Raw genomic sequence first — 21,848 nt, forward strand, 5'->3', positions numbered from 1 at the left:
GTGTCTATCAAAAAAACCGTAATCAAAGGCATTTTTGTTTTTCTTTTATTACTCGTTCTGGAAATTTCCTTTGTTGAACACCATGTTATTTATTGGTGGCATGCTCTTGTTGGTTTCGATTTTCTTTTCGGTTTATTAGGTGCAGTGCTGTTGATTTTTTTGGCTAAAGGTTTTTTGAATAAATTAGTGATGCGCAATGAAGACTATTATCAGCCCAAAGGGGGTGAGGATGGCCATGTTTGAGTTTCATCCTGGTTTTATTCTAATTCTGGGTGGTTTGTCTTTGCTGCTTTTGCCGCGTCGTTTACAAAAATTTCTAATGCTTTTCTTCCCTTTATTGGCTATTGGGGCTACCTTTGGTTTAGCAGCAGGCCAGATTTGGTCTATTCCCTTCATTAATCAATTGGAATTAATAGTTTTAAAAGTGGATCGTTTAGCGTTGTTATTCTCTTTTGTTTTTACGGTATTGACTTTTTTGGCTAGTATTTTCGCTCTACACGTAAAAAGACCTGGAGAAATGGCTGCTGCTTTTTTATATGCTGGTAGCTCATTGGGAGTAGTTTTTGCCGGGGATTGGCTAACCTTAATTTTCTTTTGGGAGATGATGGCTCTAGCTTCCGTTTTTCTTATTTGGTACCGCCGCCGTCCTGAATCCTGGCGTGCTGGTTTTCGTTATTTATTGGTTCACTTATTAGGTGGCAGTCTCCTTTTGGCAGGTATTTTTCTACAAGTGGGCAAGGGGCAATTTACGGTAAGTACCTTGACTGGGATAGGTGGTTGGGGTCCCTGGTTAATTTTAGCCGGGATAGCCATTAATGCTGCTATTCCACCTCTACATGTTTGGTTGACAGATGCTTATCCCGAAGCTACATTGACTGGTAGTGTTTTCCTCTGTGCTTTGACTACTAAAACGGCGGTATATGCTTTGGTGCGCATTTTTCCAGGTGAATCTTTATTGATCTGGTTAGGTGTAATTATGGCAATTTATGGTGTCCTTTATGCTATTTTGGAAAATAATATTAGGAGACTCTTAGCTTATCATATAGTAAGTCAGATCGGTTTTATGGTTGCTGGTATTGGTATCGGTACTGAATTCGCTTTAAATGGAGCCACTGCTCATGCCTATTCACATATTCTTTATAAAGCACTATTGTTTATGGGGGCAGCGGCAGTTATTTATGCTACTGGTAATGAAAAATTAACTTCTTTAGGGGGCCTTTATCGTAAAATGCCTTTAACAGCTTTCTTTTTTAGCATTGGTGCCTTTTCTATTTCTGGTGTCCCCTTATTTAATGGTTTTATTAGTAAATCCATTATTGTTAGTGCTGCTTCGATGGAGGGGCTGCCGTGTGTGGAACTTCTTTTGAATTTGGCAAGTGTGGGGACTTTTCTTTCTATTGCTTTAAAACTTAATTATTTTATGTTTTTTGGTCCGGCTCGTACAGTAAGGGTTAATAAAATTCCGGGAAATATGATGTTAGGGATGGCGGGCTTAGCCGCTTTATGCTTCCTTTATGGAGTTTTCCCGCAATTATTGTATAGAAGGCTGCCTTTCCCTTTAGATTATGCACCTTATTCACTTAGTCATCTTGTTTCTACATTACAACTACTTTTAGCGGTATTTTTAGTTTTTTGGGTAATGCGTCCGCGTTTGCTGCCCAGCAAAGCAATAGCCTTAGACTTTGACTGGTTTTATCGCCGACCTTTTAAAGTTTTAATTTGGGGTTTGGTAAAGGCTATTGTTGGATTCCAAAATAGTTTTGGTGTTCAAGGTACGAAAGTTCTTACCAAAATAATTCCCTTTTTCTATAATCCGGTACGTTGGCTGCCTCGTACTACAGATAGTCCACCTCTGGCAGTTTATGATAGTGCACAATATCGTTTGCCGATAGGTGCAACCGCTTTTTTAGGTGTATTTATCTTTGTAGTAGTTTTTTCCATTATTGGTTTGTAGGTTTTGGTAGGAAGCAGATAAAAAGGCCACTTTAAATTGTAATTAAGAAGTGGCCTTTTATTATCCCAGATTTGCTTTGCAAAGTAGGGTTTCTGGTATATAATATACAAGGTAAAACTTGGAGGTGATTAATAAATGGATAGTATACCTAGGCGAAAGTTTAGGGGCGAAATGGGGATAACTTATTAGGGGGGTCTTGTGAAATTCCGCAGGCCTCCTGGATTAATAATGGAAAAAAGGGAGGGATAGTTGTGGATTTCACAAGAATGCAGGAATTATTGCAGTCTCGGCAATATTCCTTATTGAAAAAGGAGTTAAGTAAAGAACAAAATGTAGACATCGCCGAATTTTTGGATGAGCTTGATGCTAGGTGCACCTTATTGGTTTTTCGGCTGTTACCTAAGGAAATTGCGGCAGATGTCTTTAGTCATTTGTCTGCGGAAAGTCAGGCACAGTTGTCTGTTTTGGTTAATGAACAGGAACTGCGGGATATTCTGGATGATTTAAAGTTTGATGATAAAATTGACTTTTTGGAAGAAGTGCCGGCTAATGTTGTTAAAAGGATTTTAAAACATTCTACGGAAACAGAACGAAAATTAATTAATAAGTTTTTAAATTATCCAGAGGATTCCGCGGGCAGCCTTATGGCTATAGAGTTTGTGGAATTAAAAAAAGAGATGTTAGTTTCTGATGCTTTGGTAAAAATTAGGCAGGGTGCCCCTGGCAAAGAAACTATATATATTTGTTATGTTACAGATAAAAGTCGTCATTTGGAAGGTGTACTTTCGTTAAGAGAATTGGTGATTGCTTCCCCGGAGCAAAAAATAGAGGAAATTATGAACCGGGAAGTTATTTATGTGCATACTTTAGATGATAAGGAAGATGTAGCAGATTTAATTCAAAAGTATGATTTATTGGCTTTACCGGTTACTGATAATGAAAATCGTTTAGTAGGTATAATCACTGTTGATGATATTGTGGATGTCATTGAAGAAGAAAGTACGGAAGATATTCACAAGATGGCTACAGTGGGGAAATTAGATGTAAATTTATTAGATGCCAGCCCTTTTTTATTGGTTAGGAAACGTTTACCTTGGTTGTTAGTTTTAATCTTTATTAATGTTTTTTCTGGTGCTTTTATAGCCTATTATGAGGCTACTATTCAAGCTGTAATTGCTTTGGTTTTTTTCCTACCTTTATTAATTGATAGTGCGGGTAATGCTGGTTCACAATCAGCTACCTTGATGATTCGTGCTTTAACTGTCGGAGATGTGGAATTAAGAGATTGGTTTAAGTTGTTTAGAAAAGAATTTATTATTTCCCTTGTTCTAGGTATTTTTATGGGGCTGGCTGTTTCGGTGATTGGAATTTTCCGCGGGGGAATCGATGTGGCCATTGTGGTTTCCTTGACGATGTTGGTTATTGTTTTGGTGGGCAGTATGCTTGGTATGTCTCTGCCATTTTTATTTAGTAAATTTAAAATTGATCCAGCTGTAGCTAGTGGTCCATTAGTAACCTCAATAGCTGACATCGCGGGTGTTTTAATTTATTTTTCTATTGCCAGTTGGTATTTGGGAATTCAGTAAAAATCCCCTGTGGGTATTTGGTTAGGTCTAAATTTGACTGCAATCCAAATAGCCCTGACCTTGTGTGTAAATATCGATCGCATTTAGGGGATGACAATTTTGTAGGAGCTTTGCTTTTATTTTGGTAGGTGTGAGGGTGGGATTGTTCTCTAGTAAAAGAGCAATTATGCCGGCACAGAGGGGTGTGGTCATGGAAGTGCCGGAAAGGGCTGTATACCATTTGGTGGGACTAGGTAGTTTTTTGTCTAAAAGCGAGCCCTGGGCATGTGTGCTCATGAGGTTATTGCCGGGAAGTAAAAAATCGGGTTTGGGTAAACCATCACGTGTAGGTCCTCTTCCGGAGAATTCCGAAACAGTAGTTAAATTATCTAAAGAACCTGTAGTTATAAAATCGGGATGAAAGCCAGGTGAGGTGATACTGCCTTTTTCCGGTCCGCCGTTGCCAGCAGCAGTACAAACTACTATTCCCGCCTGCCATATTTTTTCCAAGGCTTGACATAAGGGATCTTCTTGATAAGTTAAAGTAGGTTTGTAGCCAAAAGATAAGGATACTATTTTTATTTTATAGATTTTTTGATTGTCTAAAACCCATTCTAAAGCGGTGATCGCTGTAGAAATTTTCCCTAATCCCATTTTATTTAATATTTTTAAACTTACTATTTGAGCTTGATAAGCCGGCCCTTTATATTTACCCTCTGAGAGGTAGCCATTGCCGGCGGCAAGACCAGTACAGTGGGTACCATGTCCGTTGTCATCATAAGGTGTTGAGATTTGGTTGACGAAATCGCGAAAAGCTAGTAAGCGTTTTTGGGGTAAAAAAAAGTCTGGATGAGGAGCTAAACCTGTATCTAAAATAGCTAGTGTAATCCCTTTACCGGAAAGATTATTATCCCAAAGGGTAGGAACATTGGTGATAGGAACAGCTTGGTGCAGTAGTGTGCTAATTTCATGGTCTAAATATATTTTTTTTATGAGGGGATGAGGAGTTATTTTTCGTAATTTTTGTAGGCTGAGGGTTGTGGAAAGACTGTTAATGATCGTTAATTTTTGATGTTTTCTAAATTGGTCTTGGAGATTCTTAATTTTTTCGTAGCTGCGTGTAGGTGCTAATTGAATGATTATTGGTAAACGGCAGAGCCGATACTGAAAAAAACGGTAAATTCTTTGTAAAAAACAGGGTATTCTTTTTGAGCGGCGATAATGATCAAACAGGCTATCCTTTAAGGCCGGGTCCAGTTTATTTGAAAAAGTACGTATCCAGCGTAATTCGTGAATATCCATAGTAAGGCTCCTTTTCAAATTTAATACATCATACGAAAAGTGAGCCACAAGGGTGAATATGACAGACTGTTGGGAAAACTTTGATAAAATATAAAAGAAATTGCCCCACGGAAGGGACAATTCCTTTTATGGAAAGAGGGAGTATAGTTAAAAAAGGAACTTACAACTTATTATAACACGGGCAAGTTGTCGAAGCAAGAAAAACTTACCGTTTTTATTGAAAAAGTTAAATAAATTTTTCACCCGAATTCTAAATAGTAGCGAATGCTTTAAAAACTGTTTAAATATGTTACAATTGGAATAGTATAAAACATGGGGGATGAAATAATGGACTTAAAAAAATTAAGTTGGCTGGGAATGCTTTTTTTTATCATTGGTTTGAGTTTCTCTCAAGTTGTCATGGCTGATGGATTCCCTGATATAAAAAATCATTGGGCCGAAGAATCGATTGAGGTTTGGTTGGCTCGCGGCTATGTAAATGGTTATCCAGATGGCCATTTTCGACCAGATGATTTTATTACTCAGGCGGAATTTTGTGCTTTATTTAATCGGGTTTTTGGTTTTAAAGTAGGTGCAGATTATCCCGGTAAAGATGTACCAGAAGGCAAATGGTATACCGCTGAAATGAAACGGGCGATTGCTGCTGGTTATTTAAGTAGTGATGGTAAGTTAGATCCTCAAGGAATAATTACTCGTAAGCAAGTAGCCATAAGTTTGGGTAGAGTTTTGTCCTTATCTGCGGTACCGCGTGATCATTATAGCCAATTTAAGGATTTAGGAGAAATTGATTTAGCTGCAGCAATGGCTATTAATACTGTTCTGGATAAAAAATATATGGGAGGTCAGCTTGGTAATTGTTTTTATCCAGAACAAGGCATTACCAGAGCTGAGTTGCTTGCAGTTTTGGACCGGGTGGCGGGTAAATTGTATGATCGGCCGGGTGTTTATGGTACACCTTATGATAAATTGGTTATTGAGGGCAATGTCTTAATTAATACTCGTAATGTAACTTTACGTAATGTGGCTATTAATGGTGATTTAAATATTGCTCCTGGTATTGGTGATGGTTCTGTTACTTTGATTAATGTTACTGTAAGGGGAGAAACTAAATTTGGTGGAGGAGCTATTATTAATGATTGTACCTTGGGGCAAGTTGTGGTCACTTCCCCCTATAAACATAAAATTCGTTTGTTGGCTCAAGGTACTACTGTGATTGGTCTTACTAAGGTGCGAGTGCCGGTAATTCTCGAAGAAGCTAATTTGGTGGGACAGGGGTTTAGTGAGGTTACCTTTAATGTAGCACGCGGTAGTGAACTTGATTTACGAGGAAATTTTAAGCGAATTGTTTTGGAAGGAGTAGACGTAAAATTAAATTTGGGGTGTGGTAAAATTGATTACCTTTCACTGCCATTAGCTGCACAGGGTGTCCGAGTAGATTTGGCGGAAGCGGTAGATCTAAAAAAAGTGGAAGTGGTTTGCCGGGCTACTTTTACTGGTTGGGGAAATATTAACCAGGCTTTTGTGTATGCCCGCGGTGTTAATTTTGAATTATTTCCGGAAAAGGTGACTGTGGCTCCTGGAATAACGGCTTTGGTTTGTGGACGTGTTGTATCTGGTACTTATACAGGTGAAGTAAGGCGGGATGTGTGGCCTTATTTTAAAAGCAATTATCCGCAAATTTGGCAGGTAGGAAGTTCGGGCTTTACTTTGTCTTGTAAAACCAATACAGCCTGTCAGGCTTATTATGTTGTCTGTGAGGCTGGGGATGATTCACCATTGGCTTCTCAAATAATTAAGGGCTTAGATGCATTTGGCCGCCGTTTGCCGGTGGAATATCGGGGAGTAATTAATTTAGAAGCAAATCAAGAAAAAAGTGTACGTATAGGTAGTTTGGAATCAGATTTATGTTATAATGTCTTTATTGTTTTAAAAAAACAAGGGGTGAACATGGAGCCTGTTGTTTATAAACAAAAGGTTACAACAAGGAGAAAATAAAAATGCTAGTAATTATCGTCGGAGCAGGAAAAATAGGATTTAATTTAGCAAAAATTTTAGCTAGGGAAGATTATGATGTAGTCTTAATTGAAAAGGAAAAAGCTGAGGTAGAAAATTTAGAAGAGTATTTGGATATACAGGTTTTGATCGGTGATGGTGTAAAAAGAAGTGTGCTAGAAAAAGCGGGAGTGCAAGCTGCTGATTTGTTTATTGCTGTAACCGCGAGTGATGAGGTTAATTTGGTGGCCTGTATGGTAGCTAAAACTTATGGATCTATAAAAACAGTGGCACGGGTAAGGAATCCGGAATATGCTTATCTAAGTAGACGTAAAAAAGAAACTTTTCCTGGGGTGGATTATTTTATTAACCCCGAATTGATTTTAGCCAAAGAAATAATTAAATTAATTGATGTCCCCGAGGCTTTGGACGTTGTTTATTATGCTGAAGGGAAAATACAACTTTTAGAGTTGAAGATTACGGCTGAGGCTCCCATTGTCAAACGACAAATTAAAGATTTGAAAGCAAGTAATGTTTTTTTGATCGCGGCTATTGTACGTGATGAACAAGTAATTATTCCCCGCGGGGAAGATTTTATTTATCCTGATGATACTATTTTTGTATTGGCTAAAACTAAAGAAATGATTGCCGTAGAGCATTTTTTGGGCACCAAGCGGACACAAGTGGAACATATTATGATTTTTGGGGGTAATTATACGGCATATCATTTAGCCTCTATTTTGGAAATACGGGGTTATCAGGTTAAAATTATTGAACCAGATTATCAAAAAGGGGTGGAACTGTCTCAGCAGTTGCAAACAGCCATGGTTCTGCATGGTAATCCTACTGACCTTAATTTTTTAGCTAATGAAGGTATAGATAATATTGATGTTTTTGTTAGTTTAGCCACTGATGATCAACTCAATCTTTTAGTTAGTCTAATTGTTAAGGATTTGGGGGTACGGCGTACTGTTGCCCGGGTGGGGCGAACAGATTATTTGGCTTTATTGGAAAAAGTGGGTTTGGATATTGGGATTAGTCCTTGGGTTTTAATTGCTAATCGAATTTTACGTTTTATTCGTCATGAACATGATCTGCTTTCTATTACCCTGTTGGGTAATGAGCATGCTGAAATGGCCGAATTGCTTGTTACTGAAAATTCACCAGTGGCCTATCGACAATTAAAAGTTTTGGATTTTCCTAGAGGTTCATTGGTTGGTTCTATTTACCGAGAACGGGAAGTTATTATTCCGCGAGGAGATGATTTTTTAAAACCTGGTGATCACATTACTCTGTTTGCTTTACCGGATGTAGCAGCAAAAGCGATAAAATATATTACTGGATAATGAAGGTGTAGCTATGAATTGGCAGCAAATTTCTTATTCCTTAAGTTCTCTTTTAATTTTGACGGGTATAGCTATGTTGTGGCCATGGGGTTGGTCATTATATTATGGGGAAGCAGACTCCTCGGCGTTATTGGGGGCTGCATTGATAACATTATTGGTCGGCTTAAGTTGGCGAAAAAGCACTAAACCGATTGGTGAATTATATAATAAAGAAACTTTTTGTTTAGTTACTTTTGCCTGGCTATTGGTTTCTTTGGTGGGTACATTACCTTATTTATTTACGGGGACTTTTACTACTTTCGCTGATGCATTTTTTGAATCATTATCTGGTTTTACGGCTACTGGGGCTACTGTTTTAAATGACCTTGAAGTTTTATCTCATGGTGTTTTGTTTTGGCGTAGTTTGACTCATTGGTTAGGCGGCTTGGGTATCATTGTCTTATTTTTAATTCTAGTTCCATCGGCAAATTTAGGTGGAGTGCGGATTTGGCAAACCGAAACCCCCGGGGGCAACATGACGGCTAAGTTTAGGCCGCGGGTGCGGGAGACTGCCAAAATGCTTTGGTTGATTTATTTATTAATGACCATCGCGGAAACGGTTTTCTTGTGGATTGGGGGTCTGTCTTTTTTTGATGCTTTATGTCATTCTTTTGGCACTATAGCTACTGCGGGTTTTTCTACTAAAAATGCTAGTATCGGGGCTTATAATTCGGTGATTCAATGGATTATTATTATTTTTATGTTTCTAGCCGGCACCAATTTTGTCCTATATTATCAGTTTTTTTTAACCAGGCGGATTAGTGTTTTTACACGTAATAGTGAGTTTAAATTATATCTTTTTTTGGTAGGTATTGCGACAAGCGTTATTTTTATTGGCAGTTATTCACAAGTTGGGCTAACGTTTCGGGAAGTTGTTTTTCAGGTAGTTTCCTTATTAACTACTACTGGCTATAGTACGGCGGATTTTGCCCTCTGGCCAAGTTTTGGACAGGTAATTTTAGTGGTGTTGATGTTTATGGGGGGTTGTGTAGGCTCAACAAGTGGTGGCCTTAAAATTAGAAGAGTCCTTATTTTGCTTAAACAAGTACAATTGGGTTTAAAGCAAACCCTTCATCCTCAAGCTATTTTAGATTTAAAAATTGACGGAGAAAGCATTTCACCAAAAGTAGTGGTGAATGTACTGCGTTTTTTCTTTCTTTATTGTCTCTTAATTTTTTTGGGGACAATGAGTTTAACACTGGAAGGACTTGATTTAGTAACTGCCTTTACTGCCGCAGTAGCTAGTTTGGGTAATATTGGTCCAGGACTTGCTGGGGTGGGTCCAAGTCAAAATTATGGTTTTTTATCTGCTGGAGGAAAGTTTTTATTATCTTTTATGATGCTTTTGGGTCGTTTGGAACTTTACGCGGTTTTGGTTTTACTACAGCCCTCCTTTTGGCGTCGGGGCTAGAGTAAGCAAATTAGGTTAAAACATGATAGAATTAGATTAAAGGTAGAGGTCTATGTTTAAAATTATTTGTAAGGCTTATGGGAAAATTAACTTAACTTTAGATGTTTTGGGGCAAAGGGATGACGGCTATCATGAAATTATTACCCTTTTACAGGGTATTAATCTTTATGATTTGGTTCATTTAACTCCTCAGGCAGTCGGGATAGAAATAACCTGTAATTTACCTGCTTTAGCTTCCAAAGAAAATTTGGCTTATCAAGCTGCTAATTTGCTAACAAAGAATTATCCGCAAATTACGGGTTTGCGGATTCATTTGGAAAAAAATATTCCTTTGGCAGCGGGTTTAGGTGGTGGCAGTGCCGATGCAGCCATGGTTCTCTGGGGCTGTAATTATTTATTTGATTTGGGATTATCATTAAGTGAATTAGCTTATTGGGGTGCCTGTATAGGTTCTGATGTGCCTTTTTGCCTTTATCCACTTACGGCTATTGGCACTGGTCGGGGTGAAAAGTTAACTTACCTTCCCCCCTGCCCTCAATTGGAATTACTGTTATTAAAACCACCTTTTTCAGTTTCTACTCGAGAAGTATATCAATATTTAGCGGCTGTAGACATAAAAAAGCGGCCGCAGATTAACACTGTTATTAAGGCTTGTCAAACAGCTAATAAGGCACAAATTTATGCTGGCTGTGGCAATGTTTTACAAAAGGCCACTTTTGCATTATATCCGCAATTAAAGGAATGGGTCAGACAAATTGAAGATTTGGGGGTTGAAAAAGTAATCATGGCTGGTAGTGGACCTACTTTAATTGTTTTTGAGGAAGAAAAAGAGAAAATAGCAAAATTAATAACCCGGTTCTCCAAACCCGGTTGGCAGGTGGAGGTAGTGCGTACATTAAATAGCAAGGACTTACGGGGGAGGATGATTATTAGTGACTGAACGGCGTTTTCAAGTATTAAAATTAAATAATTTTAAACCTTTACGTGAAGTAGTTTTTGAAACTTTACGAGAGGCCATTATTAAAGGAGTGTTAAAACCTGGAGAGCGTTTAATGGAAAAGCAATTGGCGGAAAATATGGGAGTTAGCCGTACTCCGGTACGGGAGGCTATTCGTAAATTAGAATTAGAGGGTTTTGTCAGGGTGATTCCACGTAAAGGAACCTATGTTTCCGAAATATCCTTTACTGATGTACGGGAGATTTATGAAATAAGGGCTTCATTGGAGGCTTTGGCTTGTGGGTTAGCGGCCCAAAGAGCTGCTCCCGAACAAATAGAGGAAATGAAGCGCTACTTGGCCGAAGAAAAGGATTATTTAGTTATTGAGGATTTGAGTTTGACGGTAAAAACAGATGTCGGTTTACATGAATTAATTTATCAGGCTACTTCTAATGAAAGAATTATGGGGATCATGAATAATTTAAAAAAGCATTTATACCGTTTACGCAGTACTTCACTTGCTTATCCGGGACGTAAGGAAAAAAGTTTAGAGGAGCACCAGGAAATCGTGCAGGCAATTGCCAAACGTGATGTTGAATTAGCACAAAAATTGGGGAAGGAGCATATTTTACGAGCCCAGGCCACAATGTTTGCTTTATTAAGTAAAGGGGAATTTAAATGACGGTAGCCCTTGTTTTGGCCGGAGGCCTAAAACCAGAACTTAGTCCTGGTGAATTAAAGGCTGAGGCTTTAATTCAAATTGGTGAGAATTATATGGTAGAATATGTGGTTGAGGCTTTGGCTGCTCTTGACGAAATTAAGCAAATTGTTATTTCTGGCCCGCGTGAAATTGAAAAACTTTATACTACCTCTACTATAAAAGTGGTGCCGCGAGGAACTACTTTGGTAAAAAGTTTTACTAAGGCTTATCAAAAAGTACCTTTGGATACACGGCAAATTTTAGTGGTAACAGGTGATCTGCCCTTATTATCGCCCCAAGCTGTCCGGCATTTTTTACATACTTGTCATTATTTGAACGGGGATTTATTTTATCCTTTGATTAAACGTGAGGATTGTGAAGCTAAATATCCGGGGATGGAAAGAACCTATATTCGTTTTCGGGAAGGAGTTTTTACTGGTGGTAATTTACTGTTAATTAAATCAGCGGTAGTAGAGCAGTGTTTGCCTTTGGTGGAGGATTTTATTTATTTGCGAAAAAAACCTTGGGCGATGGTGGTCCGTTTAAATCGAAAATTATTATGGGCTTTACTTTTAAAAAGGCTTTCGCTCCAGGATGTAGAAAAAGAAGCAGCTCGTTTATTGGGTGGTGTGCGGGGTGTAGCTGTTTGTTCACCTTTCCCGGAAATAGGTTTTGATGTGGACAAAGCGAGTGATTTGGCATTAGTGAAAAAACTGTTATCAGCACGAAAAAACTAAATTATGGGAAATTTCTCAAAGAAAAGCAGGAAATAACATTTTTGTGACGAATAAGAAGTAGATGAACGGGATGTATTTGTCTAGGGAAGGTGGTGAAATAGTTTGTTGAATATTACGGATATACGGATTAGAAAGATAAATTATGAGGGAAAAATGAAAGCAATTGTTTCCATAACGTTTGATGATGCCTTTGTAGTTCATGATGTTAAAGTGGTAGAAGGGAATAATGGTTTATTTGTGGCCATGCCTAGTCGCAAAATGCCTGACGGGGAATTTCGGGATATCGCCCATCCCATTTCTTCTGAGGCACGGGAAATAATTCAAACCGCTGTTTTAAAGGCTTATGAAGAAGCCATTTAGTGAGTACAAAGGGGGAGCTGTTAAGTAGGCTCCTTTTTTGTTGGGGGAAATTTTGGGGATGACTCTAGAGGTAAAGATATGGTATAAATATAATAGAGGGAAAGGGGGAGAACATTTTGTCATTAACAACAGTCGCTGTTATTTTAGCCGCGGGTATGGGTACTAGAATGAAGTCAACTCAGCCTAAGGTCCTACATAAAATTGCCGGTGTTCCTATAATTAAGTATGTTTTAGAAGCTGTGGAAGCCGCTGGGGTAAAGGAAATTATTATTGTTTTGGGCCATCAAGCCGAAAAGGTTAAAGAGGAATTGGGTGAAGCTTATCATTATGTTTATCAGCGCAAACAATTAGGTACTGGTCATGCCCTAAGGCAAGCACTGCCCTTATTGGAGAAATATGCACAGGGTAATTGTTTAGTTCTTTGTGGGGATACCCCTTTATTATCTGGAGAAACTTTGCGGAATTTACGGGAAAAACATTCGGAAGCTAAGGCTAAGGCTACTGTCTTAACCGCAATTTTGGAAAATCCTAGTGGTTATGGCCGCATTATTAAAGGGGTGCGGGGTATTGAAAAAATTGTAGAAGAAAATGAGGCTTCCCCTTTGGAAAGTGAAATTAAAGAAATTAATACTGGGGCCTATTGTTTTGCTTTGGATGTTTTGCAGGAAGGGTTAAAAAAATTAAGCCCGGTAAATTTGCAGGGTGAATATTATCTTACCGATATAATTAAATTTTTGGTAGAAGAGAAGGAAATTGTAGAAACTTACGTATTGCCTGATTCCCGGGAGGCTTGGGGGATTAATACTCGGGTTCAATTAGCAGCAGCTGAAGCTGTTGTTCAACAAAAGATTTTAAATGAACATTTGTTAAATGGGGTGACTATTATTGACCCTGCTCACACCTATGTTGCCCGGACGGTAAAAATAGATCTGGATACAATTTTATATCCAGGTACAATTCTTGAAGGAAAAACAAGTATTGAGGCTAATTGTTTAATTGGACCTTATACTAGAATTGCGAATTCTTTTATCGGGGCTGGTACTCGGATTGAAAATTCTACTTTAGATATGGTTACTGTAGGTAAAAATTGTTTTATTGGACCTTATAGTTATTTAAGACCGGGAACTAGATTGGCTGAAAATGTAAGGATTGGGGGTTTTGTAGAGGTCAAAAATACATTTGTGGGGAAAAGTTCAAAAATTCCTCATTTAAGTTATGTAGGGGATAGCCTGTTGGGAGAAGATGTTAATATTGGGGCAGGTACAATAACTTGTAATTATGATGGAAAAAAGAAAAGTCGTACTTTTATAGAGGATCAGGCTTTTGTGGGTAGTAATACTAATTTTGTAGCCCCGGTAAAGATTGGCAAAGGGGCTTATATTGGTGCTGGATCAACAATTACCAAAGATGTTCCCCCTGGGGCATTGGCTTTGGCACGTGGTAAACAAAAAAATTTAGTAGATTGGTGTCAGAAAAAAAATAAAAGGGAGGATTAATGTGGCTAAATATAAGGCACTAAAAATCTTTACCGGTAATGCTCATCGTAAATTAGCTGAAGAAATTGCGGAATATTTGGGAGTAAAGGTTAGTCAAGCTGAGGTGAATACTTTTAGTGATGGGGAAATTTGTGTAGGTATTAATGAAAGTGTGCGCGGTACCGATGCTTTTGTTATTCAGCCAACTTGTGCACCGGTAAATAATAATTTAATGGAACTCTTGATTATGATTGACGCTTTGCGCAGAGCTTCGGCTCGCCGCATCACTGCTGTCATCCCTTATTATGGTTATGCACGACAAGATCGTAAGGCCAAGGCTCGTGACCCTATTACGGCTAAACTTATTGCTAATTTATTAACTGCGGCTGGGGCAAGAAGGATTTTATCTATTGATTTTCATGCTGGACAAATTCAAGGTTTTTTTGATATTCCGGTAGATCATTTGTGGGGACAGCCTTTAATTGCCGAGTATTTCTTGAATAAAGGAATCGATGACTTTGTGGTAGTTTCGCCAGATTTAGGGGGAGTTACCCGGGCTAGAGGGTTAGCAGAGCGTTTGCAGGCATCTTTAGCTATTATAGATAAACGCCGTCCTTGTCCTAATGAAGCTGAAGTGATGAACATTATCGGTTCTGTGCAGGGGAAAAATGTGGTGATGATTGATGATATTATTGATACTGCTGGAACAATAACTTTAGGGGCAGAGGCCCTTAAGAAAAGTGGGGCTCGTGATGTCTATGCCTGCTGTACACATCCGGTTTTATCTGGACCGGCAATTCAACGCTTAGAAAATTCAATAATTAAGGAAGTAGTTGTTACTGATACTCTCCCTTTAAATACGGAAAAAAGAATTCCTAAAATTAAAGTTTTATCCACCGCTCCTTTGTTAGGTGAAGCTATAATTCGTATTCACGAAGACCTTTCGGTAAGCAAACTTTTTAGTTAGGAAGAGGGCCCCGGCGGTGTTTCCGGGGTTTTCTTTGTAGATAAGGAGTGCATAATTGATGAAGTTAATTGTTGGGTTGGGTAATCCCGGGCGGTGTTATGCTTTAACACGCCATAATCTTGGTTTTATGGTACTTGATGCTTTGGCCCGGGAAGAGCAAATAGCAATTAAGCATAAGCAATTTACGGCTTTGTGTGGTCAAGGTTTAATTAATCAGAAAAAAATTCTTTTGGTAAAACCTCAGACTTATATGAATCGAAGTGGTGAAGCGGTTTGGGAGCTTTTAAATTATTATCAAGAGCAAATAGAAGATTTAATTATCGTTCATGATGATTTGGATTTAGCTTGGGGAAATTTAAGATTTAAAAGAAGTGGTGGTAGTGGGGGTCATAATGGTTTAAAATCAATAACTAGAATGTTAAATTCTGATCAATATAGTCGATTAAAAATTGGTTTAGGGCGTCCTCCGGCAGGCTGGACATCGGAAGCTTATGTGCTTGCTGCTTTTACCTCAGGGGAAAAAAAAGATTTAGAATTAATTATTCAAGGGGCAGTACAAGGCTTAAAAGTTTGGTGTGAGAAAGGCTTGGAGGAGGCTATGCAAAAATTTAATTCTTTTGGTCTCGCATAAAGGGCTCTTTTTGGGGAAAGACTAACAGTTAGTTTAAAAAAGCGAGGGCCATTTAATGCATTTTATTTATTTTTGTAAACAATGTCATAATTGTGTAGGTGAAATAAAATTAACTAATTGGAATGAAACAATGTTGGGATTTGATCTACTGACAGCAGCCGAAAAAGAGGAAATGTTAATTATGGATTTACAAAAAGGTCAAGGTATAGTAAAAGTTATTTGTGAAGCTTGTTTTCAAAAAGAACTGGCTCAACCTTTTCTTTTTCGGGAAACAAGCTCAATTGGGCTGCATTAAAGAATGTTATATGGATAGTTAAAGTAGATATTTAATAAGCTATAATAGAGAATATTTTTAGATAAGGGGAACTAAAAATGTCATTGGCCATGATATTGCATTATTTGAAAACTTCTTTTGAATACAAGTATTTAGTAGAAGAGGTAAAAAAACAAAAAACAAATCATTTTTACGGGATTAGTGGTTCACAAAAAAGTCTTTGGGCAGCACTTTTAGTGGAAATACAGCAGCGGCCTTTACTTTATCTTGTGGAATCTGTAGTTAAGGGAAAAGAGATTTTTGATGATTTCGTTAATTTATTTTCTCCTGCGGAAGTACAGTTTTTTCCGGCTTGGGAGTCACTTCCTTTTGAAGTTTTGGCCCAAAGCCCGGAGACACGGTACCAGCGTTTAAAAGTTTTAGAAGGATTATTATCTGGTAAAACCAAAGTGGTAGTTACTACTTGGGAAGCCTTTAGTAAAACACTGCTGCCTCCTGATTGCTTTCGTCAAGCTAGACGGCAATTAAAAGTTGGTCAATCAGTGGAATTGGATGAATTAATTGCTTATTTGGATACTTTGGGTTATCAGCATGTGGAAAGGGTAGAAGAAGGGGGGCAATTTTCACGCCGCGGTGGTATTCTAGATATTTTCCCGCCGGGCTTGGATGATCCCTATCGATTAGAATTTTTTGATTGTGAAATTGAATCTATTCGTTTATTTTCTCCGGAAAGTCAGCGATCAAGGCAAAAGGTATCGGAAATTATCCTGATGCCTGCTGGTGAGTTTTTTATCTTAAAAGAAAAAAAAGAGTCGGCTTGGGCTAACTTGGAAAAAGAAGCTGACGTCTTTTTAAATAAATTAAAACAGAAGGGCTGTAAAGAAGCCTTTCATAATTTTACAAATAAACTGAAAACCGCGCGAGATTTTATTGAGCAGGGAAATTTTTTCCACGGAAGTGAACAATTATTGCCCTATTTTATTCAAGAAAAATATATGTTGTCAGACTATTTTTTGCAAACACCACTGTTAATTTTTGATGAACCCCATCGTCAAAAACAAAGTTGTCAGGTGCGTGAAAAGGAAATGCGAGAAATCTATTTATCACTTTGGGAAAAGGGAAAAGTATTACCAGGACAAATTGATAATTATTTGGGATGGCGGCAAATGGAGCAATTATGGTACCAAAAAAATGTTTACTTTTTTTCATTACTACCGCAAAAAGTAGCTACTTTGCCGAAAGTTCGGTCATTTGGAGTAGTGGCTAAATCAACTAATTTATTTTTAGGTAAATTGCATTTACTAGCCGATACTTTGAAGGTCTTAAAAGCACAAAAATATTTAGTTGTGATTTTGGTAAATTCTGAGGAAAGAATAAGACGCCTTAAGCAGGGTCTTTGGGATATGGGTTTGGAGACAACTATTAGTGAAAGGGATTTAGTTTTTCAGGCTGGTCAAATTTATTTAACAACAGGTTATTTAACTAATGGATTTGAATTAACTGATTGGAAAATAGTCGTCTTCACAGAGCATGAATTGTTTTATCAGCCCAAAAAGAAAGCTCCGCGGCGAATGTTTCAAGATGGTAAGCGAGTTACCTTTTTAGAGGATTTACAAGTAGGTGATTATGTAGTTCATTTAAATCATGGTATTGGTCGTTATTTAGGTATTGAAAAATTAGCTGTTGCTGATATGGAAAGAGATTATTTAGTGATTAAATACCGGGGAGATGACAAATTATATGTACCGACTACTCAGGTAGGACTTTTGCAAAAGTATTCTTATCAAGAGGGACTGCGGCCCAAATTGTCTAAATTGGGTGGTAGTGAATGGAGTAAAATTAAAAGCAGAGTAAAAAGCAGTGTTCGGGATTTGGCCCAAGATTTGTTAAAATTATATGCGGCTAGACATGCGGCACGCGGTTTTCCCTTTGCCCCGGATACTCCCTGGCAAAGGGAATTTGAAGATTCTTTTCCATATGAAGAAACTGAAGATCAGCTGCAGTGTATTGCGGAAATAAAAAAGGATATGGAAAAACCGCGTCCCATGGATCGTTTGTTATGTGGTGATGTAGGTTATGGTAAAACTGAAGTGGCCTTAAGAGCTGCCTGTAAAACAGTTTTTAATAATAAGCAGACTGCAGTTTTAGTTCCCACTACTATTTTAGCTGAACAGCATTACAGTACTTTTTTGGAAAGATTTAAAGGTTTACCGGTAAATATTAATGTTTTGAGTCGTTTTCGCTCTCCTAAAGAACAGCGGGAAATTGTGGAGGATTTAAAAACAGGTAAAATTGATATTATTATTGGTACCCATCGTTTGCTTTCCTCAGATATTCAGTTTAAAGATTTAGGACTTTTGGTAGTTGATGAGGAACAGCGTTTTGGTGTTTTGCATAAGGAAAAAATAAAACAATTGAAAAAAACGGTAGATGTGTTGACTCTTACTGCAACACCTATTCCGCGTACATTACAAATGTCTATGGCCGGGGTTAGGGATATGAGTATCATTGAGACCCCCCCTGGGGAAAGGTATCCTGTACAAACCTTTGTAGTGGAATATAGTCCACAATTAGTACAAGAGGCATTAAGAAGGGAGTTAGGACGCGGTGGGCAAGTTTATTTTGTTCATAATCGGGTCGAAGATATTGAAACTGTGGCCACCGAGGTACAAAATTTAGTCCCCGAGGCTAAAATAGGTATAGCTCACGGTCAAATGCCGGAAGTTTTATTGGAAAATGTTATGTTTGATTTTTATGAAGGACATTATGATGTTTTAGTTTGTACAACAATTATTGAATCTGGTTTGGATATTGCTAATGTAAATACATTAATTGTTAATCAGGCGGATAAATTGGGACTTTCACAACTTTATCAATTACGGGGCCGGGTGGGGCGTTCAAATCGTGTGGCCTATGCCTATTTAACTTATCAAAAAGATAAAGTCCTTTCAGAAGTAGCCGAAAAAAGATTAAGTGCGATTCGTGAATTTACGGAATTGGGTTCTGGTTTAAAAATTGCCATGCGTGATTTGGAAATTAGGGGAGCTGGTAATATTTTAGGTGCAGAGCAAAGTGGTCAAATAGCCGCAGTTGGCTTTGATTTATATTGTCAGCTGTTAGAGCAAGCTGTACGTGAAGCCAAGGGGGAAAAAGAGCCCCCGGAAAAAACGGTATTGGTTGATTTGCAGGTAAAAGCCTATATTCCCCAAACTTATATTGCTGATCATGGGGTTAAAGTTAATTTTTATCAGCGGATTAATGCTGTTAAACAAGAAGTTGAGTTACAGCAATTAGCTGAGGAATTAAAGGATCGTTTTGGTCCTTTGCCTGAAGCGGTTCTTAATTTATTACAGATTGCGAAAATTCAATTGGCTGCTTCGGCTTGTAAGATAGAAGCGATTTTTCAAGAAAATAAAATTATTAAAATTAAATGGGAGCCTGAACATGATTTAACCGGACCGGCTTTAATGCAGTTGGTGAGGCGTTATCGGCGTAAGGTCAGTTTTAACGTGGCTGAGGGTTTAGAGTTGAAGATTAATGTGGGTAATTTGGCTGCCTCAGAGCGGTTGGGCTTTTTGGAAGAAATTATTGCGGAAATATCTTCACTTGCTTCCGCGGAACAGGTTTTGATATAATGAACTTATCTTTGGAGAAAAGGAAAGAGAGGAAAAATAATGAAAAAGTACAGAAAATTAGCAGTGTATGTGTTAATTTTCGCTTTTTTATTAACCGGCTGTGGGGATCAAGTTATTGCTAAGGTTAATGGAGTGAAAATTACGGAAACAGAGCTCAGTGATGAGGTTGAACGTATTGCTGTGATGCATGGTTATGATTTGGATGGTGAGCATGGGGCTTTAATGAGAAATGTTTTGGAAGAGCAAACCCTAGAGGCCTTAATCATGAAGAATTTGGTATTACAGGAAGCCAAGGCTAGGAAAATTACGGTTGACAAGAAAAAAATTAAAGAGGAAATTCAGAACATCAAGGATAATTTCAGTTCCAAAAAAGAATATAAGGAGTTTTTAACAGCAAATAAATTAACAGAAAAGGAATTGTTTAAGACTTATGAAACTATGTACATTTACGAAGCACTTTTTGATGAAATTACCAAGGATATAACTGAGCCTTCAGAAGACCCCGCAGAATACTATAATGAGAATACTGAGGAGTTTTTTCGCCCGGAAATGGTACAAGTTCGTCATGTTTTAGTAGATACAAAGGAAGAAGCCGAAGCTATTTTAGAGGCTTTAGCAAGTGGAGCGGATTTTAAAGAATTGGCCTTGGAAAAATCGACTGATCCTAGTGTGACTCAAAATGAAGGTCTCATGGAATATTTTCCCCGTGGTGGTTATATGGTAGAAGAATTTGAAGAAGCAGCTTTTGCTTTATCTGAGATTGGGGAATATACTCAGGAGCCTGTTAAAACTGACTATGGTTTTCACATTATTAAGCTTGAAGGACGTCAAGAGGAAAAACAGATGACTTTTGAGGAAGTAAAGGAGCAATTAATAGAAAGATTATTGGCACAGGATAAAAGTGAAAAATTTAGGGTTTTTGAGGATGAATTATTGGCTAAAGCTGAAATAGAAAAATTACTTCCAGAAGATGAAACAGAAGATTTATCCGAGGAAATGGACGAATAAAAAAAGTAAACACATTAAGAATTAGCAAACTTTAGACCACATTGGAGAATAGAATCTCTAATGTGGCCTAAGTATTTTTCAAAAGATATTAAGATCATCTGCATTGGTAGTTCCTATCAGAATTTAAGAAAGAAATGGTTATAAATAGGGGATTCACAATTGGGAGGGGATAATCTGTGATGGAAACAAAATTAGATGGTAAAACCCTCGACATAGAAGGGGAAAATATTGAGAAGCTTAAAACCATATTCCCGGAGGTCTTTACGGAGGGGAAGGTGGACTTTGAAAAGCTAAAGCAGGTATTAGGCAATTATGTGGAAGATAGCAATGAACGCTATAACTTTACCTGGAATGGTAAGGGGCAAGCTCTCCGCCTATCTCAAACACCTTCACTGGGAACCCTTAGGCCCTGCAAGGAAGAAAGTAAAAACTGGGATACCACAGAGAACCTTTACATAGAGGGAGATAACTTTGAAGTATTGAAACTCTTGCAAAAGAGTTACTATGGCAAGGTGAAGGTGATTTATATTGATATAATCTTACAGAGATTGATACAATTTAATTACCCTAAAAGTTATTGTGCTTAGGGGTGTGCAAACTCAAAAAGAGGTGTGCAGAAGAGAAGTCGAGGAATACTCGGCTATTTTTTAACTCTATTTTTACCCAAGAATGCAACTTGAGGTTTGCAGATGTAATTTTAAATTGCAATAGATAGACACATTCTTTTTCTATAGTATAAAATAATAAAAACCTGAAAGATATGTTCCTACAATGTAAACCTAAAGTAACACATTATGTTATCTTAGGTTGGTGTATTATTTTATAATTTGTTGTATACTGCTTATAAAGGATGTGAGAAATATGATAAGTATGAATTTGAAAGAATTACGAGAAAGACATAAATACACTCAAGAGGAAGTTGCTGAAAAAATCGGTGTTTCAAGGCAAGCTGTTGCCAAATGGGAAAGTGGTAAAACAGTGCCAGATATCAATAATTGTATAGCTTTGGCAGAGTTATATGAGGTGGAATTAGATGCTCTGGTAGGTTATTCCAAAGATGATGAAAAAATAGGCCTTAAGCCAAAAGGAAAACACATATTTGGAATGGTAAAGGTAGGAGAACGAGGCCAGATTGTGATTCCCAAAAAGGCCAGAGATATATTTAAGATCTGTCCTGGAGATTCCTTGTTGATTCTAGGCGATGAGTCACAAGGGATTGGGATTATGAAAAGCGAGGGCTTTCTGCAGTTTGCACAGGAAATTTTTGATGCATATGAATATCAGGAGAAAGATAAATGATTGCTATAGAAACAACAAAGTTAACCAAGAAATTTCAAACAAAAACTGCTGTAAATTCTCTCAATCTTTCTATTAAACAAGGCGAGCTTTTCGCTTTACTAGGTAGAATGTCAGCCATAGATTTTAAGAATCTTATTGGAAGGGTCGGACGAATAGAATATAACCTCTATGGCAATGTATTTCTCATGCGGCCAGAAGAAAAAATAAAATCAGAAA

General features: G+C 37.8%; 18 protein-coding genes and 2 pseudogenes. 19 read left to right on the forward strand and 1 reads right to left on the reverse strand.

Going from position 1 to position 21,848, the window contains the following annotated elements:
* From GX687_05680 to mgtE, 3 genes are all read left to right on the forward strand, one after another.
* Nucleotides 1-243: a hypothetical protein gene (locus GX687_05680; protein ID HHX96927.1), complete on the forward strand. Its 243-nt coding sequence runs from the start codon at nucleotides 1-3 to the stop codon at nucleotides 241-243.
* A complete protein-coding gene (locus tag GX687_05685) occupies nucleotides 236-1,954 on the forward strand; it encodes a Na(+)/H(+) antiporter subunit D (protein HHX96928.1) in 1,719 nt (572 codons plus the stop codon). Before GX687_05680 ends, GX687_05685 begins: the two co-directional genes overlap by 8 nt.
* A gap of 251 nt (nucleotides 1,955-2,205) precedes the next feature.
* Nucleotides 2,206-3,540 carry a magnesium transporter gene (mgtE, locus tag GX687_05690; protein ID HHX96929.1) on the forward strand — a complete coding sequence of 445 codons (1,335 nt, stop codon included), beginning with the start codon at nucleotides 2,206-2,208 and terminating at the stop codon, nucleotides 3,538-3,540.
* A gap of 27 nt (nucleotides 3,541-3,567) precedes the next feature.
* Here the strand turns inward: mgtE and GX687_05695 are convergent, their stop codons facing one another.
* Entirely contained in the window at nucleotides 3,568-4,821 is a 1,254-nt protein-coding gene (locus GX687_05695) for a S8 family peptidase (GenBank protein HHX96930.1), read from the reverse strand.
* Between the two features lie 327 nt (nucleotides 4,822-5,148).
* Between GX687_05695 and GX687_05700 the strand changes: the two genes are divergently transcribed.
* From GX687_05700 to GX687_05775, 16 genes and pseudogenes are all read left to right on the forward strand, one after another.
* Nucleotides 5,149-6,816, forward strand: coding sequence for an S-layer homology domain-containing protein (locus GX687_05700; protein HHX96931.1), 1,668 nt, complete (start codon nucleotides 5,149-5,151; stop codon nucleotides 6,814-6,816).
* 2 nt (nucleotides 6,817-6,818) lie between these two features.
* Entirely contained in the window at nucleotides 6,819-8,159 is a 1,341-nt protein-coding gene (trkA, locus tag GX687_05705; protein HHX96932.1) for a Trk system potassium transporter TrkA, read from the forward strand.
* Between the two features lie 13 nt (nucleotides 8,160-8,172).
* Entirely contained in the window at nucleotides 8,173-9,609 is a 1,437-nt protein-coding gene (locus GX687_05710; protein ID HHX96933.1) for a TrkH family potassium uptake protein, read from the forward strand.
* 52 nt (nucleotides 9,610-9,661) lie between these two features.
* Nucleotides 9,662-10,549 carry a 4-(cytidine 5'-diphospho)-2-C-methyl-D-erythritol kinase gene (ispE, locus tag GX687_05715; GenBank protein HHX96934.1) on the forward strand — a complete coding sequence of 296 codons (888 nt, stop codon included), beginning with the start codon at nucleotides 9,662-9,664 and terminating at the stop codon, nucleotides 10,547-10,549.
* Nucleotides 10,542-11,228, forward strand: a complete 687-nt coding sequence (locus GX687_05720; protein HHX96935.1) for a GntR family transcriptional regulator — start codon at nucleotides 10,542-10,544, stop codon at nucleotides 11,226-11,228. The genes ispE and GX687_05720 overlap by 8 nt, the downstream gene beginning before the upstream one ends.
* A complete protein-coding gene (locus GX687_05725) occupies nucleotides 11,225-11,983 on the forward strand; it encodes an NTP transferase domain-containing protein (protein ID HHX96936.1) in 759 nt (252 codons plus the stop codon). The genes GX687_05720 and GX687_05725 overlap by 4 nt, the downstream gene beginning before the upstream one ends.
* A 105-nt stretch (nucleotides 11,984-12,088) precedes the next feature.
* The gene (gene spoVG, locus GX687_05730) at nucleotides 12,089-12,343 is read left to right on the forward strand and encodes a septation regulator SpoVG (protein HHX96937.1); all 255 of its coding nucleotides are present in this window, start codon (nucleotides 12,089-12,091) and stop codon (nucleotides 12,341-12,343) included.
* A 155-nt stretch (nucleotides 12,344-12,498) separates the two neighbouring features.
* A complete protein-coding gene (gene glmU / locus GX687_05735; protein HHX96938.1) occupies nucleotides 12,499-13,839 on the forward strand; it encodes a bifunctional UDP-N-acetylglucosamine diphosphorylase/glucosamine-1-phosphate N-acetyltransferase GlmU in 1,341 nt (446 codons plus the stop codon).
* 1 nt (nucleotide 13,840) lies between these two features.
* Nucleotides 13,841-14,785: a ribose-phosphate pyrophosphokinase gene (locus GX687_05740; GenBank protein ID HHX96939.1), complete on the forward strand. Its 945-nt coding sequence runs from the start codon at nucleotides 13,841-13,843 to the stop codon at nucleotides 14,783-14,785.
* Nucleotides 14,786-14,843: 58 nt separating this feature from the next.
* Nucleotides 14,844-15,416, forward strand: coding sequence for an aminoacyl-tRNA hydrolase (locus GX687_05745; GenBank protein HHX96940.1), 573 nt, complete (start codon nucleotides 14,844-14,846; stop codon nucleotides 15,414-15,416).
* Between the two features lie 55 nt (nucleotides 15,417-15,471).
* Nucleotides 15,472-15,711: an anti-sigma-F factor Fin family protein gene (locus GX687_05750; protein HHX96941.1), complete on the forward strand. Its 240-nt coding sequence runs from the start codon at nucleotides 15,472-15,474 to the stop codon at nucleotides 15,709-15,711.
* A gap of 83 nt (nucleotides 15,712-15,794) precedes the next feature.
* Nucleotides 15,795-19,325 (forward strand): transcription-repair coupling factor, encoded by a 3,531-nt coding sequence (gene mfd / locus GX687_05755; GenBank protein ID HHX96942.1) that lies wholly within the window; start codon nucleotides 15,795-15,797, stop codon nucleotides 19,323-19,325.
* Nucleotides 19,326-19,364: 39 nt separating this feature from the next.
* Nucleotides 19,365-20,333 carry a peptidylprolyl isomerase gene (locus GX687_05760; protein ID HHX96943.1) on the forward strand — a complete coding sequence of 323 codons (969 nt, stop codon included), beginning with the start codon at nucleotides 19,365-19,367 and terminating at the stop codon, nucleotides 20,331-20,333.
* A 179-nt stretch (nucleotides 20,334-20,512) separates the two neighbouring features.
* A pseudogene (locus GX687_05765) lies at nucleotides 20,513-20,866 on the forward strand (site-specific DNA-methyltransferase).
* 328 nt (nucleotides 20,867-21,194) lie between these two features.
* Nucleotides 21,195-21,632, forward strand: coding sequence for a helix-turn-helix transcriptional regulator (locus GX687_05770; protein HHX96944.1), 438 nt, complete (start codon nucleotides 21,195-21,197; stop codon nucleotides 21,630-21,632).
* A pseudogene (locus tag GX687_05775) lies at nucleotides 21,629-21,733 on the forward strand (ABC transporter ATP-binding protein). Before GX687_05770 ends, GX687_05775 begins: the two are co-directional and overlap by 4 nt.
* Nucleotides 21,734-21,848: the final 115 nt, after the last annotated feature.

The organism is Clostridia bacterium (assembly GCA_012841935.1).
Lineage (GTDB): Bacteria > Bacillota > Peptococcia > DRI-13 > DTU073 > DUTS01.

Bases quoted from the DNA above. Each gene is read 5' to 3' on its own strand.
- GX687_05685 (HHX96928.1), top strand. From the start codon at position 236: ATGTTTGAGTTTCATCCTGGTTTTATTCTAATTCTGGGTGGTTTGTCT.
- GX687_05750 (HHX96941.1), top strand. From the start codon at position 15,472: ATGCATTTTATTTATTTTTGTAAACAATGTCATAATTGTGTAGGTGAA.
- GX687_05745 (HHX96940.1), top strand. From the start codon at position 14,844: ATGAAGTTAATTGTTGGGTTGGGTAATCCCGGGCGGTGTTATGCTTTA.
- trkA (HHX96932.1), top strand. From the start codon at position 6,819: ATGCTAGTAATTATCGTCGGAGCAGGAAAAATAGGATTTAATTTAGCA.
- glmU (HHX96938.1), top strand. From the start codon at position 12,499: ATGGGTACTAGAATGAAGTCAACTCAGCCTAAGGTCCTACATAAAATT.
- GX687_05760 (HHX96943.1), top strand. From the start codon at position 19,365: ATGAAAAAGTACAGAAAATTAGCAGTGTATGTGTTAATTTTCGCTTTT.
- ispE (HHX96934.1), top strand. From the start codon at position 9,662: ATGTTTAAAATTATTTGTAAGGCTTATGGGAAAATTAACTTAACTTTA.
- GX687_05770 (HHX96944.1), top strand. From the start codon at position 21,195: ATGATAAGTATGAATTTGAAAGAATTACGAGAAAGACATAAATACACT.
- GX687_05725 (HHX96936.1), top strand. From the start codon at position 11,225: ATGACGGTAGCCCTTGTTTTGGCCGGAGGCCTAAAACCAGAACTTAGT.
- GX687_05695 (HHX96930.1), bottom strand. From the start codon at position 4,821: ATGGATATTCACGAATTACGCTGGATACGTACTTTTTCAAATAAACTG.
- GX687_05710 (HHX96933.1), top strand. From the start codon at position 8,173: ATGAATTGGCAGCAAATTTCTTATTCCTTAAGTTCTCTTTTAATTTTG.
- GX687_05700 (HHX96931.1), top strand. From the start codon at position 5,149: ATGGACTTAAAAAAATTAAGTTGGCTGGGAATGCTTTTTTTTATCATT.